The organism is Treponema sp. R80B11-R83G3, assembly GCF_054786115.1.
In genome coordinates, this window is the sequence record NZ_BDHF01000009.1 from 38,301 (window position 1) to 51,813 (window position 13,513).

The following is a 13,513-nucleotide window of genomic DNA, read 5'->3' on the forward strand; positions in this document are numbered from 1 at the left end:
ATTTTGACTGTTTTTTGAATTGGAGTTTGGCTGTCCCGATAAATGATATAAAAACTCCAATTCATGACACTTAAAAACTGTATGTCAGCGATACCTTCACAAAATTGTTTTTATAGTATTGCCCAAATTGCCCGTCTTCATCGCCGCCGAATATTCCGCCGGAAAGTTCGACAGATACCGTGTCTCTTGTCCAGATTATCGCGGGCATGAGCAGGTAATCGTTGGCTTCAATTTCCCACAAGGCGGCAAACCTAAGTTCAAGTTCGTCACGGAAGAACTTTTTGGAAAGGGCGGCAATGATTTGCGTGGCTATCTTGTCGGTATTCTCCTCCGTGTCAGTAATTATCTTTGTAAAAACGCCGTCATCCAACGTTTTATTACCTATCTTGTCATCCATAAGACGGATTGATTCGTTGCACTGGAAATTGAGATTAATACCCCAAAAAAGATCGCGGTCAAAGCCAAAAGACCATAAAAGCGAGGGATTGTAAACTGCTCCGTCATCACCGTCTAAATCTTCGGTTATGTTAGCCGCAAATTCAGCGCGGATATTAAACCCAAAAAGCACCTGCGCCCAATCAATGCCAATTTGATGATATGGATTGTAGGCGTAATTCAGGTCTACATCTGCAGATATAGCAGAAGGTAATTGAGATGGAAGCGGAGGCGGCAGAGACACTGGAATATATGTAGTAGTAGAAGTAATAGTACTAGTAACGGCAGGTCTGGTTAAACGCCCGTAGTAATACTGTAAACCAATGTCGGCAGGACCTATGGTCGTTGTAAACCGCGCTCCTGCCTGCGCGTATAAAAGCGTTGATATGTCATCAGGCTTATATTCAGAAGGCGTGTTCACCGTAACCGTAGGCAGCGGAATTCCATTCATCTGTAAAATTTGCTCAATTGGCTGAAGCTGCTCATAAATCTGTGTCTGAATCTGATTTTGAATCTGACCTTGAAGGTTGCTCAACTTTTTCATCTGAGCAGGTTCCCAGCGATCTCCTTTTGACGCGTAACGCAACGGTTCAAAAGACGGCACAAATACGCCTTCAATCTTTGAAAAAGAGCCAATACGGTACGAGGCGTGAATGAGGGGGCGCGCGATTTTAAGATTTATTATATCGCTTAAATCGGTCAGTTCAGTGTAATCAAGAGGGTTGATCACGTCCAAAGGGCCAAAACTGTCGGCCTTGCCCCAGGTGAGTTTTCGTAAACCGCCTTCAATTTCCAGAGCGCCGAAGTAGGCGCGGACATACGCCTCGTCAACGGATACCGGCTGTTCGGTTGCCTGTATTTTCAGATTGATTACCCCGTCAGCAAATGATGTTCCGGCGGAAAAATTTAGTTTGCCTGAAAATATATCGCCAAGATTCGTATGATCCGCTCCTTTGTAAATATCGTCAAAATAACCAAGAGGTGACACTGAAACTTCGCCGCCGACAGTAACTGTAAGCGCTGAGCCGTTTCCGCCGGAATCGCCGTCGTCATTATCAAAGCCAAAATCCTGCGCGTAAATATTACCGCAAATAATTACGCATAACAACACAAAAAATATTTTCAGTTTATTTCTCATTTTTAATCCCTCATTTCCCGCTTTTATTTTGCCTTTCCTGTTTCAAGATAGGCGGTAGTAAATACCGATTCAGGTATTGGAGCGTCGTATACGATTTTCTCCATATATATTGTTGTTGAGGTTCCGGCTCCAACTGTTGATATTTTAGTCTGCATAGGCGTAAGCCGCCCCTGTACGTCTTTATACTCTGACATTTCCATTAACTTTATCAACTCACCTCGGCGGTTATACATTTCGCTTTTATATGTCAGATAACGGGTCTTTTCGACCCATGAGATTGATTTGGAATACTGATAAGAACTGTCTTTAGGAACGGATTGAATCACATAACAAGGGCTTCCGTTCAGCGTTTCTTCGCGTAATATTGTATGAGTATCAAGATTGACTTTTCTGCCGATTAACGAGATGTCGTCATAAGAAAAATCCGTACCCATAAAACTGCCACCGCTTTCCGATGCCGCAACGCGCCGCACTTTACCGAGATCCGGTAAAAATATCCAACGGTCAGAACCGCCTGATGCGGTATCCATGGTAAGGAACCGGGTCCCCGCTACAGTAGCTGGTTTTTGGAACACTATCACGGTACGCGCCCCGTTAGGACCGTCCTTTGAATACTGATCGATAACCCGTTCCGTTGTGCTTCCGTCTTTTGCGGTAATAACCATGCGGGAGCGTGAAGACATAGTATCCGATTTAATTCGGTTTCTTGCCAAATTCATAATGGAATCGGCATTTGCCGCCGCATCTTGAGCGTTCAGAAAACCAGCGCTCATCAATAACACTGCCAATACGATAATTTTTTTCATTTTGATCCTCCTTCAATATTATAATTATTTTTACTTCAAAGCGCTAGCTTCCTCACGGGTTGCCCGCCGCCAATATTGACTGACGGCGAGAGCAAGATGAAGAAGCTGTCCGTGTATTTCCAGCGTTTCTCCGTGAAACTTCTTACCGTCCGCCGGATGATATGTAAGCGATAGTTTATACATATTGCCGTCATCAGGGTTGACAATATAACCATTAGTCCAATGTCCGGGGCTTTCCATGCTAAGGCCGAACATCCAGGGAGTGCCGATAATTGGAAGCTGGTTTACTTTTCCGGCTATTGGAAAATCGGGATAACTCTCATCGCATTTATGAGCCTTATCGGTTGGTGAGCAGCCAACAGCGGATAACATTTTTCCATATAAGTGGCCGTTACTTTCGTACATTTCCCAACCGGACTGAATTTTCTCTGTTATAGGGTCTACACTCAGCCAAAATCCCTCCACCGGATCGGCGGCAAAAGTAGTTGCGGCGCAAAATAATATGACGGCTAACGTTATAATAATTTTTTTCATTACGTATCCTCCTTATTCTTATTATATATAAATTTCGGTTTTATGGTAGTAAGCAGAGCCGGTATTACAGTAAGACTGACAAAGGCCGTTATCAGCATACTTAAAGCGATAAGTGCGCCAAGCTGCGCGATAATTCTAAATTGTGAAAGCGCAAGCACTCCGAATCCCGCGCTCACGGCAAGGGCGTTGATCATAATGGCTTTTCCGCAGCCGATAAAAGTGCGGCGAAGAAAGTCTGGTTCCCCTGACTGGTACTCATGCTTAAAAAACTCGATAAAGTGGATTGTGTAATCAATGCCGATGCCGACGGCAAGGCTGGAAATCAGGGCTGTTCCAAGACTGAGTTTAATTCCCAAAAAACCCATCACCGCGAAATTGCAAAGAATAGCCAGTGCCACCGGAACTGAACCTATAACTCCCGCAATTAGGGAATTATTTGAAAGCGCCATGATAAGAAAAACAATAAACACGGAAATAAAAATTGATATAAGCTGGGAATTAAAAATTAAATCGGTAATCGCCATTTCATACGTTATGCCGCCGCCGATTATAACATTCACATTTTTGGGAAAGTTTACGGCCATATATTCTTTAATTATGTCGATAACGGCTTTTGAATCCCTGTTTCCTGTTGTGCGCATTTGTATCATTGTTCTGATCGCCGTAGGTTCAAGCGGGTCGTTGGAGTACCCGGAATCTTCATCCCCCGCTAGCAGAACAAGATAATTCGCTATCAGCCGCTGAAGCTCTTCATCCGTTTCTTTGCCGTAACGCCGTGGATTAGAGGGAATCTCATAATAAGCCATGCCGTCATAATTGGTAAGTCGTTTCAGTTCCTTTACCAAATCGCTTCCGCTCAAGCGGGGCGATTTTCCCGCGGCATTGTCCAAAAACCGTAAAATATCCGCTGTGTTGTATTGGCTTATATTAAAATTATTTTCCTGTCGTGATATTTCAGTATATTTAGTATCATCAGAACTAAAATCGTTAAAACCAAAACTGTCAAAACCAAAATCATCGCTATCATCAAACCCAAAACTGTCCCCCGCGTTATGCGACACTGTTTTTTGCAGCCCATCGGGGCTTTCACCTACGTTAAACACCTGATTAATACGCTTGATAATGTCAGTAAAACCGACTACTTTTCCCACATCCGAAACATTATTTGTAAGGTATGCGGAAAGATTATCTACAGCCTGCAACACGTCGGGGTGCAAAAGTTCTTCAGTAGTATCGGCAGTGATCACAAGATTTAAATCTTTTGAGCCGCCAAAATACTCGCGGATAAATCTGTCAGAGCGGCTAATGTCGGTTTCATTTTTAAAAAATTCGACTATCGCATTGTCAATTATAACTTTTGAAAGCCCGTACAGCGAAATGATCACAGCCAGCCCCGCAAGAGTAAGCACCAATTTTTTTCTCTCTGCAATACCGGTAAAAATTCCCGCGATATTATTGCTCAGACTGCCGTTATTATTTTGTTCCTTCTTTTTCTCCGGCAGGACCTGACCATTTTGAAAAGTAGTCGGGCGGAGCAGAAACATTGACGGAATAAACAGTACTGCTACAACAAAAGCGGCAATCACTCCGAAGGCGGCGCAATACCCGAATTCCCTCATCGGGACAATCGGCGTAAAACAGAACGAAATAAAACCCGCCATTGTAGTAAGCGCCGCAAGGAATACCGGCTTAATCAATTTTCTTACCAAATCCAAAACCAAAGTACGATGTTCTTCAAGAGGGGAACCTTCGCCCTTCGGGCTTGGTTGAGGTTCGATAGTCAGCGGTCTATTTCGAGTATCTTCCATATAATGTGTAACTATATGAATACCGTAAGCGCTGCCAACCGCTACCAAAATAACAGGCAGTATTGTTGTGATAACAGAAAGTTTTATCCCGAGCAGCGCCGCTATCCCTATAGCCCAGACAACCGCTATTATAACTGTTAAAAACGGCAATACTACAAAAGTAAATCGCCTGAACGAAAAAAACAGCATTGCCAACAGCACGATGACAACTAACGGTATCAGCAAAATGTTATCTGAAATCATGGATCTATTGATAATCGTGTTGATAATCGGCTGTCCTGTGAAGTACACTTCCGCTTCGCCTGCAAATATTTCTCCCGCTATCTTGCGGATTTTATCAACGCTGAGCGTTACTTCAGGGCGCGTAAAATCAGCGGTCAGGGCATCCAGCGTGATAAGAATCTGCGTTGCCGAAAGATCATCGGAAACGAGGGAACCGCGAAACAAATCCCATGATGCTATACGACGCATAAGTTCGGTAATTTCTTCATCAGTCCCTGAAAAATCTTCCGGCACCAAATCCGAAACGAGAATAGTGTCGCTATCGCCGGTTATATACTGCGTTGACATAATCGAATTGACGGATTTAATGTATTCGGTATTTTCAACTTTCTGCGAGAAATCCCGAATTCGCTCCAGAAAACTTTTTTCAAAAACAGTTCGGTAAGGGCGCTCAAGCCCGACCAGAATCATAACCTGCCCGCCGAAAGTTTCATCGATATACTCCGAGATAATTTTTGCCGGATTTTTATCGGGCAAGAAACGGATATTATTGTTATCCAATTCAGCGCGCGGAAGCTGGAGTCCTAAAAACACCGTGATAATCGTAATAATACCGACAATCAACGCCGGATGCTTAAAAAGTTTTTCCATACCTTGATTCATACTATTAAATAACCTACAATGTAAATATAAAGCTACATACAGTTTGATTAGATTTGAAGTGTATCCTACACAACGCTATGCTCCTGTTTGATACCCTACATTTTTAATTAAAATGTAGGGAGAAAATATGGAAAACAACACGGAAAAAAAAGAAAACCGCAAAATCCGTTATACAAAGATGGTAATACGCGAAAGTTTAATGGAACTTATGAAAGAAAAGTCGATTTTAAGCGTTTCCGTTAAGGATATATGCGACCTTGCCGACATAAGCCGCTCGACTTTTTATGATCACTATAAAGACCAATACGATTTATTAAAACAAATAGAAGATGAAACCCTCGCTTATTTTGAGGATATGCTGAACAGGTATAAAGATAAACAGACTAAAAAAGAGACAGGGCAAATGGTCGAAGAAATGCTTACCCACATTGCAAATAACGGCAACACCATTCACGTATTGTTAAGCGAAAATGGCGATCTTGATTTTCAAAAGAAATTGTTATACCACTTTGTTATGCACAATCAGATAACAAAATATTTTTCCGAAAAACAGCAAAACGATGAAACAATGCCCTATTATACCATTTTTCTCGTACAAGGCGCCATCGGTTTAATCCAACACTGGCTAAAAGACAACATGGCAATGCCGATTCCCCAGTTAGCCAAAATGCTGATGAAATGGACAGATCATCTGATTAAGTTTTGATATTTATTCGATAAGAGTTCACACGAAGATCACGAAGGAACAAAGATCACAAAGGAGGATTAGAGGTTTTTGTCCGTTATTTTATCGTAAAATCCATGTATACCTGAGTCATCCCAAATATCAGCCGCTCTTTTCATCAATTCATCTTTATCAATCCCCCAGTTTTTGCCAAAGTGGGACAAGAGCGAATCCGAGAGCGCCATAAATTTCTCAAAAACCAATCCGCTTTCCAAAGCCAGCAGGCCGCGATTCACAAGCCGCTCCCAAAAAGCGGCAAAGTTTTTTACTCGTTGTAAATCTACTTTGGAAATTGACGAAGTTTCTTCTATTTCATAAGGCGGCTTGCAATTGTAACGCATACCAAATGTTTCATTGTGGCGCGAAATTGGCGCCCCGGGAAGCTGTTTTAAAATACCAAGTTGAATTTCCACTCGTGAATTTTTTGCTTCCCGCTTTTTAACCGCATCGCCGTCTTCGCATACCGCCTGCCAAAGACTATCAAATCCCCTTCCAAAAGACTGTAGGTCTTCTCCCGGCAATCCGGCAATTAGGTCAGCGTGAATAATAGCGTTAGTATTTTTCCGCAAAAAGCGAAGCGTTTCCAGTTCTTTTTCAGGATTAATAGATTTGTTCCGCCACCCGGGGCGGCGAATCCGCGCGGAAACTTCGGGATTTAATGTTTGAACGCCAATTTCCAAACGGAGTGAATCCGGCGGAAACCGCGCAAGTATTTCACATAACTCCCGAGGAAAAAGCGAAGGAACCATCTCAAAGTGAACGACAAAAGGAGCAAATCCCGCTCTCTTACGCTCCTCCAGTTTTTGAAGAAAAAACTCACAAATTCTTAAAGCGCGTTTGATATTAGCGTTAAAAGTCCTATCCAAAAATTTGAATGTCCTCACCCCGCGATTAACAAGCGTATTCATATCAGCTAAAAACTGCTCAAGCGGGAATTCCCTAACCGCGCCCCCACGCTCTTCCGATTTTACCGCACTAAGACAAAACTCACACTCAAACGGGCACCCCCTACTTGATTCCACATATATCAATTTTTGCGCAATATCTTCTTCCGTATAGAGATGATAGCCTGTTTTTATCTCCGCTAAATCATCTTGCACATTGAAAATGAATTCTTTGGTGCGTGTGCGCAAAGCCCTGCCGGCTCCGGATGGCTGGCATTGATTGACGCACGCTTTGGCGTGGCCGTTTTGGAAATTCAGCCATATGTCGCCGACAGAGCTTTGCGCACCCGCACCAATCATTTTATTTTCATTTTGGAAGATGTTTTTTTGAGAAGGGAAAAGAGACTCTCGGATAGTGGATAGTTTATTGCAATTTAAAAAAAAATCACATAGCGTACAAAATGCTTTTTCTCCCTCTCCCCGAATAACATAATCCGCATACTTAAAAATATCCGCGTCATCTGGTAAATATGAAACCTCAGGCCCTCCAAGGACGACAATGGGTCTAGTTGCCCATTGCTTTTCCAGAGCTTCAAGCAGTTCTATCGTAGCAATATGATTCCAAATTGAGACTGAGACGCCTAAAATGCGCGGAGCAGCGACAAGCAGGGGAGCTGTCTTTTCACATAACGGTTGCCGCAAAGCAAACTCGATTATTTCACATTGGGTTTCAAGAGAACCAAGGTTGGCTTTTAAGAGGCGCAGCGCGAGAGAGGGGTGTGTCCATTTGGCGTTAATTGTCGTAAGAACAATAGCGCTCAATTAACAAAGAGTCCCACGGTGCCGGTTTTCCATTCTTCGCAGGCTTCCATTACAAGTTTTTCAACGTCGAGCCAGTTTTCGGCACGGGGGCCGGGAAGTCCTCGGTTGGTGGAATTGCTGAATACTATTGTTTTACATTCTTGTTTGCGCAGACTAATTATGTTTTCGGGAGTGTCGTCAATATAAACGTGCGCGCCGACCGCGCCTTTGTCGTTCATAAAGCAGATGTCCCAGTAGGGAATGTCGTAGCTATCTAGCCAATCTATTGTTTGTTTAATTGTTGTAGCGTGAGAATATTTTAAAAAAAGCCGGTGTGTGATAATACGAATTCTTATGCCTTTACTGGATAATTTGCGCAGAATGGCGGAAGCGTGCCTGATAGGTTCCATTTTGCCGAAAATATTTCGTTGCGTTACGGCGAATCTGTGCAATCTGTCGTAGCCGCCAAATTCATCGATGCCCCATTCTTTAAGACCGTAAGAAACTTCATTTGTAAGAGATTCAATCGGTTTGTTCAGCCATTCGGCGGCTATTTTTCTCATCTCGCCGTAAAAATCGCCGACAACTCCGTCAAGATCAACGCCAAAAATAAAACTGCTGTCATCCATAATTTAAACATCCTTGGAAATTAATATTACTATGCTTCTGGCTTTAACAGAATAAGAACGCTGGGAAGAAAGAGGTTCTTCACTTCCGGGCAAAAGAATATCATTGGGAGTTGACAATCCCGTATCGACGGCGCGGCACCATTTTTTCTTTGGCGGCGGATCGGCAACTGTAAAATTTTTTGGGTCTGAATCCGCGTTAAGCATAATGTAAAAATCATTATCATCCGTATCAGCTAACGTATCCGCTTTAGTTCCATTCAGGCGTAAAGCCAGATAATAACCGATCTTTTCCCAGTCGATAGAAGTCCCGCTCTCATTGAACCATGTAATATCGGGAATTGCGTTATACGCGCCGCCCCTGCCGGTGTAAAATTCAGGGCGCATAAAACCATGATGCCTAAGGCGAAAAGCTATCATTTCTTTGACAAAACGGTACAAACCGGCATTTTTTTCAAGTAGCGACCAGTCATACCATGAAGTTTCGTTATCTTGACAATAAGCGTTATTATTACCATTTTGGGTGCGGCCAAATTCATCACCGCCAAGAATCATCGGCGTGCCAAGCGAAACCATCAAAGTGGCGAAAAAATTCTTTAATTGCCGCTCTCGAAGCGTTCTGATAATCGGATCGTTAGTCGTTCCTTCAATACCGTAATTATAACTAAAATTAGCGTTACTGCCGTCGCAGTTATTCTCTCCGTTATCTTCGTTGTGCTTGCCGTTATACGAAACTAAATCATTTATTGTAAAACCATCGTGGCTTGTAATAAAATTGATTGAGTGGAAAGGCTTTCGCCCGTCGCGCAGATACAGATCGGAACTGCCGGCTATACGAGTAGCCAGAAACCGCGTTTCTTTCGGATCGCCTCTCCAGTATCTGCGCACGTCATCGCGGAATTTATCGTTCCATTCCGCCCAGCGTCCTCCGGGAAACCATCCCACCTGATAAGCGCCGCCCGCGTCCCACGCCTCCGCGATAATTTTTGTCGAATTTAAAACAGGGTCTTCGGCTATTTGTTCAAGAGTCGGCGGATTTTCCATTATACGCCCAGATTGATCACGCCCAAGAATCGAGCCCAAATCAAAACGAAAACCGTCAACATGCATTTCCATAACCCAATAACGAAGACAGTCCATAATGAACGTCCTCACCACAGGATGATTACAGTTCATCGTATTGCCGCAACCTGAATAATTTTGGTAGTAACGCTTGTTTTCGTTTAACATATAATAGACTGAATTATCAAGTCCCCTGAAAGAAAAAGTCGGTCCTTCTTCATTGCCTTCGGCAGTGTGGTTAAAAACAATGTCAAGAATAACCTCTAATCCCGCCTTATGCATTTCACGCACCATCTCTTTAAATTCATTAACCTGCCCGCCCGGATTTTTATTCGAAGCATAAGAGCCTTTTGGCGCAAAAAACGCCACTGTAGAATACCCCCAGTAATTAGTCAATTTTTTTCCCGTGCGCGTATGATGGTGGATAATTTCATTTTCGTTAAATTCCTGGACAGGTAAAAATTCAACGCTTGTTATTCCCAAATCTTTTAAGAACGGAATTTTTTCGATAACTCCGCGATATGTTCCAGGATGTTCCACTCCCGAATTGGGATGGGCGGTAAGCCCCTTCACATGAGTTTCATAAATTACGCTGAACCTAAGCGGATAATTTAGCGGCATATCGCCCTGCCAATCAAAATTATCATCAACTACGATACAGCGCGGCTGATGCGCGATATCATCGTCATAAGAATAGGTAAGATCGCGTCCCGGTTTTTCCGTATCGTAACCGGCGCATTTTCCGTAATCCCATTCGCTAATATCAGTCAGAGCTTTAGCGTAAGGATCGAGTAATGTTTTATGAGGATTAAACCGCAACCCCTTTTCCGGAAAATACTGACCATCGGCGCGGTACAGATAACAAGTTCCCGCCTGCAATCCTCTGATAAAACAATGCCAGATATTTCCGGTCTTATGCGTCTTTTTATCAAGAGGGATTTCCAATCGTGGGCTATTTTTTTCCGCAGACTCAAAAATGATAAGCGTAACAGCAGTGGCATTCCTTGAAAAAATAGCGAAATTAACGCCCCCATGCGCCAACGACGCCCCAAGCGGCAACGCTTTCCCTGTCTCCACCGTAAGATTTATAAGAGTCATAAGTAAATCATAACACAAAAATAGTTGTAAAACTATAGCTATTTATCACATCTTCCCTATTCTTCATGCTCTTTTACCCTCTTTCTTTACCACTTACTAGGAAAATACTCGCTTTTTGGTACGGTAATGGTAAATGTATCTCCGAATGGCGAATATCTTTTCATTGTTGTTGAAAACCATGCCCGCAACAGCGCCAATAAACGTCCGTGTTTAGAACAAATGGCATTTAACGCTTGTTATTTAAAATTGCGGTAATTTCATTTATATACGCATGGATGGGCTTGTTGTCAACCCCCACGATTGTTACATTGCATTTGTCTAGTGGCAGCAATATTTTGTGCGCTGAGCTTGAGGAAACCGCCTCCGCCATTTTGGGGCTTATTTCCCCATGCATTGCGTTAGCGAAAACTATGCCGGTTACGCCGATAATAATGTCGGCTTTTGTACAGTTAAAAACTACGGCGTTTTCGCCTGTCGCGCCGTAATCCGCTCCCGCTTTAAGCATTGCCGATGTAGCGATTGAATTTGTCCCTACCGCCGTAATTACAGTATCGGCGGATTCACTTTTAATATGCTCAATTATGGATTTGCCAATGCCGCCGCCCATGCCGTCTATTATCAGTATATTCATGTGATTACTCCCCGCATAAACAGTATACCATATTAATACCAAGGATTCTCACAAAGGGGGAAAAGGAGGTTTTTGTCCGTAATCCTATATCAATGAAGCAAAATCTTTTTCTGTTTTAACTATTAAATCTTTTTTTTCGATAAATTCATGCCTTATCAATTTATTCAAATCATTGTCGTCTTCATATATAAATCCTATACGAATAGAACCAGAATTCATTTTAAGCCGAATCATGAATCTGAAATTTATAATAATTAGAGGTATTCCACCTTCTTTTAAAGAAATATTTAAAGGCTGTTTACATGCCCGTTTTTTACATCTAATACAATTAGAAGGATCATTGTTACATTCATCATGAGTTTTCGGAGAAGGGCAATCCAATGTAGAAAAATCCTTGTTAAAAGATAAATTACTATTCTTCTTTAATGCATTTAGAATAGATTCAGCTGTATATATCATTATGCCGCATCTGCTTCCTTAAAGTAAGTTTTATCTACAATTAAGTCTTTCGCTAATTTACGGATTTCACCCGCAAGGTTAATGCGAGTTTCTTTTAAATTTTCACTCAATACTTGTTTTTCCAATTCTTTTACACGATCTTCCAAAGATTTAAGCCTCTCTAACAAAGAAATGATATTATCAGTTGTTTTTCCGCTTATTGATAATTGGATTTGAGCTTCATGATATGCATCCCAAAGTTCACTTGACCATTCATCTGATTTAAGTAACATCTTTAAATTTTCCCATGCATCATTAAGAGAGAGGTTTTTAAAATTCTGGCATAAAAAATAGTATACATTTTCAACCATATCTTCTTCAGCCTCTTCTGCTGTTTCACCATAACCATCAATACGCAGATGAATACAGGTAGATATAAATAAATTTTCAGATTTTTTTATATCTAAAAATGAGAGTAATTGAATTTCTTGGTTTAACTCTTTTGTTTTTGGAATTTTAACTTTACCAATACCAACAATACTGCCGCGAGTAATACTAATTGTTTTACTCATCGTCGTTGGCTCTATGAGGCTAATTTCATCTTTTATTTCAATCCTGCGTTTTTTTATGCATTCTACGCTTACCTTAAATGCTTTAGCAATTTCAGTATCTGTATGATTTTTCCATAAAATAAATCGATCGGTAGGAACGAGCAGATTTACAGCAAAATAGTCGGCTATTTCTTCTCCAATCGCTAATTCCATTTCCTCATGAATTGCTAATTTTATTCCCCTGGAAATATTATCATTCTTAGCTTCATTCTTAATTATAAATTGTGATTTTAAAGAATCCCATTGCTTGTCAATTGTTCTGGAGAAAATAGGACTATTTTTACTATCACCTTCCATTAAAAAGTGGGCAATTTCGTGGGCAATTGAAAACCGTTGTTCCTCTTTGCTGTCGCTACTATTTAGTAGTATGACACCGTCTCTGAAAAGGAAAGAATGTTTGTTTTTAAGAAATTCTGGTGAAATATATAAAATATTATTAATACCAATATCTCTTGCAATGGCTTCGATATCGACAAAAGGGTTTTCTGCATAATTCACATTTTCATTATTCGGAAGTAGCCGATTAACCTTTGCCCTAATATCCGGATAAATTGAATAAAATCCAGATATAAATTCTCGAATATTTTTACAATTGTGTAATTCGGAATTTATCATAAACACTCCTAACTAAAGTTATTATTCTTAATAAAAATAAATTTATATTACGATCTTTAAATAATTATATATCCTATAGAAAAATTGTCAATATGAATTTTAAGCTTTTTTGTATATATTTAATTAATTACCAGTTTTCTATAGGTAAAACCCCCTATGTGCTTCTTCCTTAATAAGCTTCTCTTCCTAATTAAGAAGCACCTATTCAGTTACATCAGACAACAAATCCGTAGCTTCAGTAAAATTAAACTCCTCAAAAGCCAAGGCGGCATTTTTCAATAAAGCGTTGTTTTGCTCGCCGAAATTTTTCAATACTTTCCAGCGGATCGAGAATGAAAAGAACCGCACAATAGTCGGAACTGGTTTGGGGCTTTCAATCAGCAAGACTGTTGTTGAAATGATGGGCGGACAAATAAT

The 13,513-nt window shown here is 41.2% G+C and carries 12 protein-coding genes; 1 reads left to right on the forward strand and 11 read right to left on the reverse strand.

The features are described from left to right. Positions 1-70: 70 nt before the first annotated feature. Genes ACYVRH_RS02505 through ACYVRH_RS02520 form a run of 4 tightly spaced genes read right to left on the reverse strand, consistent with a single transcriptional unit; the run spans position 71 to position 5,594 of the window. The gene (locus ACYVRH_RS02505) at positions 71-1,573 is read right to left on the reverse strand and encodes a hypothetical protein (RefSeq protein ID WP_461255353.1); all 1,503 of its coding nucleotides are present in this window, start codon (positions 1,571-1,573) and stop codon (positions 71-73) included. A 23-nt stretch (positions 1,574-1,596) separates the two neighbouring features. Next, a complete protein-coding gene (locus ACYVRH_RS02510; RefSeq protein WP_461255354.1) occupies positions 1,597-2,379 on the reverse strand; it encodes an outer membrane lipoprotein-sorting protein in 783 nt (260 codons plus the stop codon). A 30-nt stretch (positions 2,380-2,409) separates the two neighbouring features. Continuing rightward, the gene (locus ACYVRH_RS02515; RefSeq protein WP_461255355.1) at positions 2,410-2,913 is read right to left on the reverse strand and encodes a DUF2147 domain-containing protein; all 504 of its coding nucleotides are present in this window, start codon (positions 2,911-2,913) and stop codon (positions 2,410-2,412) included. After that, positions 2,913-5,594, reverse strand: coding sequence for an efflux RND transporter permease subunit (locus ACYVRH_RS02520; RefSeq protein WP_461255356.1), 2,682 nt, complete (start codon positions 5,592-5,594; stop codon positions 2,913-2,915). The genes ACYVRH_RS02515 and ACYVRH_RS02520 overlap by 1 nt, the downstream gene beginning before the upstream one ends. Positions 5,595-5,733: 139 nt before the next feature. On the opposite strand from ACYVRH_RS02520, the gene ACYVRH_RS02525 reads away from it, so the two are divergent. Next, positions 5,734-6,312: a TetR/AcrR family transcriptional regulator gene (locus ACYVRH_RS02525; RefSeq protein ID WP_461255357.1), complete on the forward strand. Its 579-nt coding sequence runs from the start codon at positions 5,734-5,736 to the stop codon at positions 6,310-6,312. 59 nt (positions 6,313-6,371) lie between these two features. Here the strand turns inward: ACYVRH_RS02525 and ACYVRH_RS02530 are convergent, their stop codons facing one another. The 7 genes from ACYVRH_RS02530 to ACYVRH_RS02560 all read right to left on the reverse strand — a co-directional run. Next, positions 6,372-8,036, reverse strand: a complete 1,665-nt coding sequence (locus tag ACYVRH_RS02530) for a B12-binding domain-containing radical SAM protein (protein ID WP_461255358.1) — start codon at positions 8,034-8,036, stop codon at positions 6,372-6,374. Then, the gene (locus tag ACYVRH_RS02535; protein ID WP_461255359.1) at positions 8,033-8,644 is read right to left on the reverse strand and encodes a 5' nucleotidase, NT5C type; all 612 of its coding nucleotides are present in this window, start codon (positions 8,642-8,644) and stop codon (positions 8,033-8,035) included. Before ACYVRH_RS02535 ends, ACYVRH_RS02530 begins: the two co-directional genes overlap by 4 nt. A 3-nt stretch (positions 8,645-8,647) precedes the next feature. Further along, the gene (glgX, locus tag ACYVRH_RS02540; RefSeq protein ID WP_461255360.1) at positions 8,648-10,801 is read right to left on the reverse strand and encodes a glycogen debranching protein GlgX; all 2,154 of its coding nucleotides are present in this window, start codon (positions 10,799-10,801) and stop codon (positions 8,648-8,650) included. A gap of 226 nt (positions 10,802-11,027) precedes the next feature. After that, positions 11,028-11,432, reverse strand: coding sequence for a DUF3842 family protein (locus ACYVRH_RS02545; protein WP_461255361.1), 405 nt, complete (start codon positions 11,430-11,432; stop codon positions 11,028-11,030). A gap of 84 nt (positions 11,433-11,516) precedes the next feature. Beyond that, a complete protein-coding gene (locus ACYVRH_RS02550; protein ID WP_461255362.1) occupies positions 11,517-11,891 on the reverse strand; it encodes a hypothetical protein in 375 nt (124 codons plus the stop codon). Further along, a complete protein-coding gene (locus ACYVRH_RS02555) occupies positions 11,891-13,096 on the reverse strand; it encodes an ImmA/IrrE family metallo-endopeptidase (RefSeq protein ID WP_461255363.1) in 1,206 nt (401 codons plus the stop codon). Before ACYVRH_RS02555 ends, ACYVRH_RS02550 begins: the two co-directional genes overlap by 1 nt. Positions 13,097-13,297: 201 nt before the next feature. Beyond that, the coding region (locus ACYVRH_RS02560; RefSeq protein ID WP_461255364.1) for a hypothetical protein at positions 13,298-13,513 on the reverse strand (216 nt) is incomplete at its 5' end.

Coding starts and splice junctions, on each gene's coding strand:
- ACYVRH_RS02505 (WP_461255353.1), bottom strand. CDS start 1,573: ATGAGAAATAAACTGAAAATATTTTTTGTGTTGTTATGCGTAATTATT.
- ACYVRH_RS02510 (WP_461255354.1), bottom strand. CDS start 2,379: ATGAAAAAAATTATCGTATTGGCAGTGTTATTGATGAGCGCTGGTTTT.
- ACYVRH_RS02515 (WP_461255355.1), bottom strand. CDS start 2,913: ATGAAAAAAATTATTATAACGTTAGCCGTCATATTATTTTGCGCCGCA.
- ACYVRH_RS02520 (WP_461255356.1), bottom strand. CDS start 5,594: ATGGAAAAACTTTTTAAGCATCCGGCGTTGATTGTCGGTATTATTACG.
- ACYVRH_RS02525 (WP_461255357.1), top strand. CDS start 5,734: ATGGAAAACAACACGGAAAAAAAAGAAAACCGCAAAATCCGTTATACA.
- ACYVRH_RS02535 (WP_461255359.1), bottom strand. CDS start 8,644: ATGGATGACAGCAGTTTTATTTTTGGCGTTGATCTTGACGGAGTTGTC.
- glgX (WP_461255360.1), bottom strand. CDS start 10,801: ATGACTCTTATAAATCTTACGGTGGAGACAGGGAAAGCGTTGCCGCTT.
- ACYVRH_RS02545 (WP_461255361.1), bottom strand. CDS start 11,432: ATGAATATACTGATAATAGACGGCATGGGCGGCGGCATTGGCAAATCC.
- ACYVRH_RS02550 (WP_461255362.1), bottom strand. CDS start 11,891: ATGATATATACAGCTGAATCTATTCTAAATGCATTAAAGAAGAATAGT.
- ACYVRH_RS02555 (WP_461255363.1), bottom strand. CDS start 13,096: ATGATAAATTCCGAATTACACAATTGTAAAAATATTCGAGAATTTATA.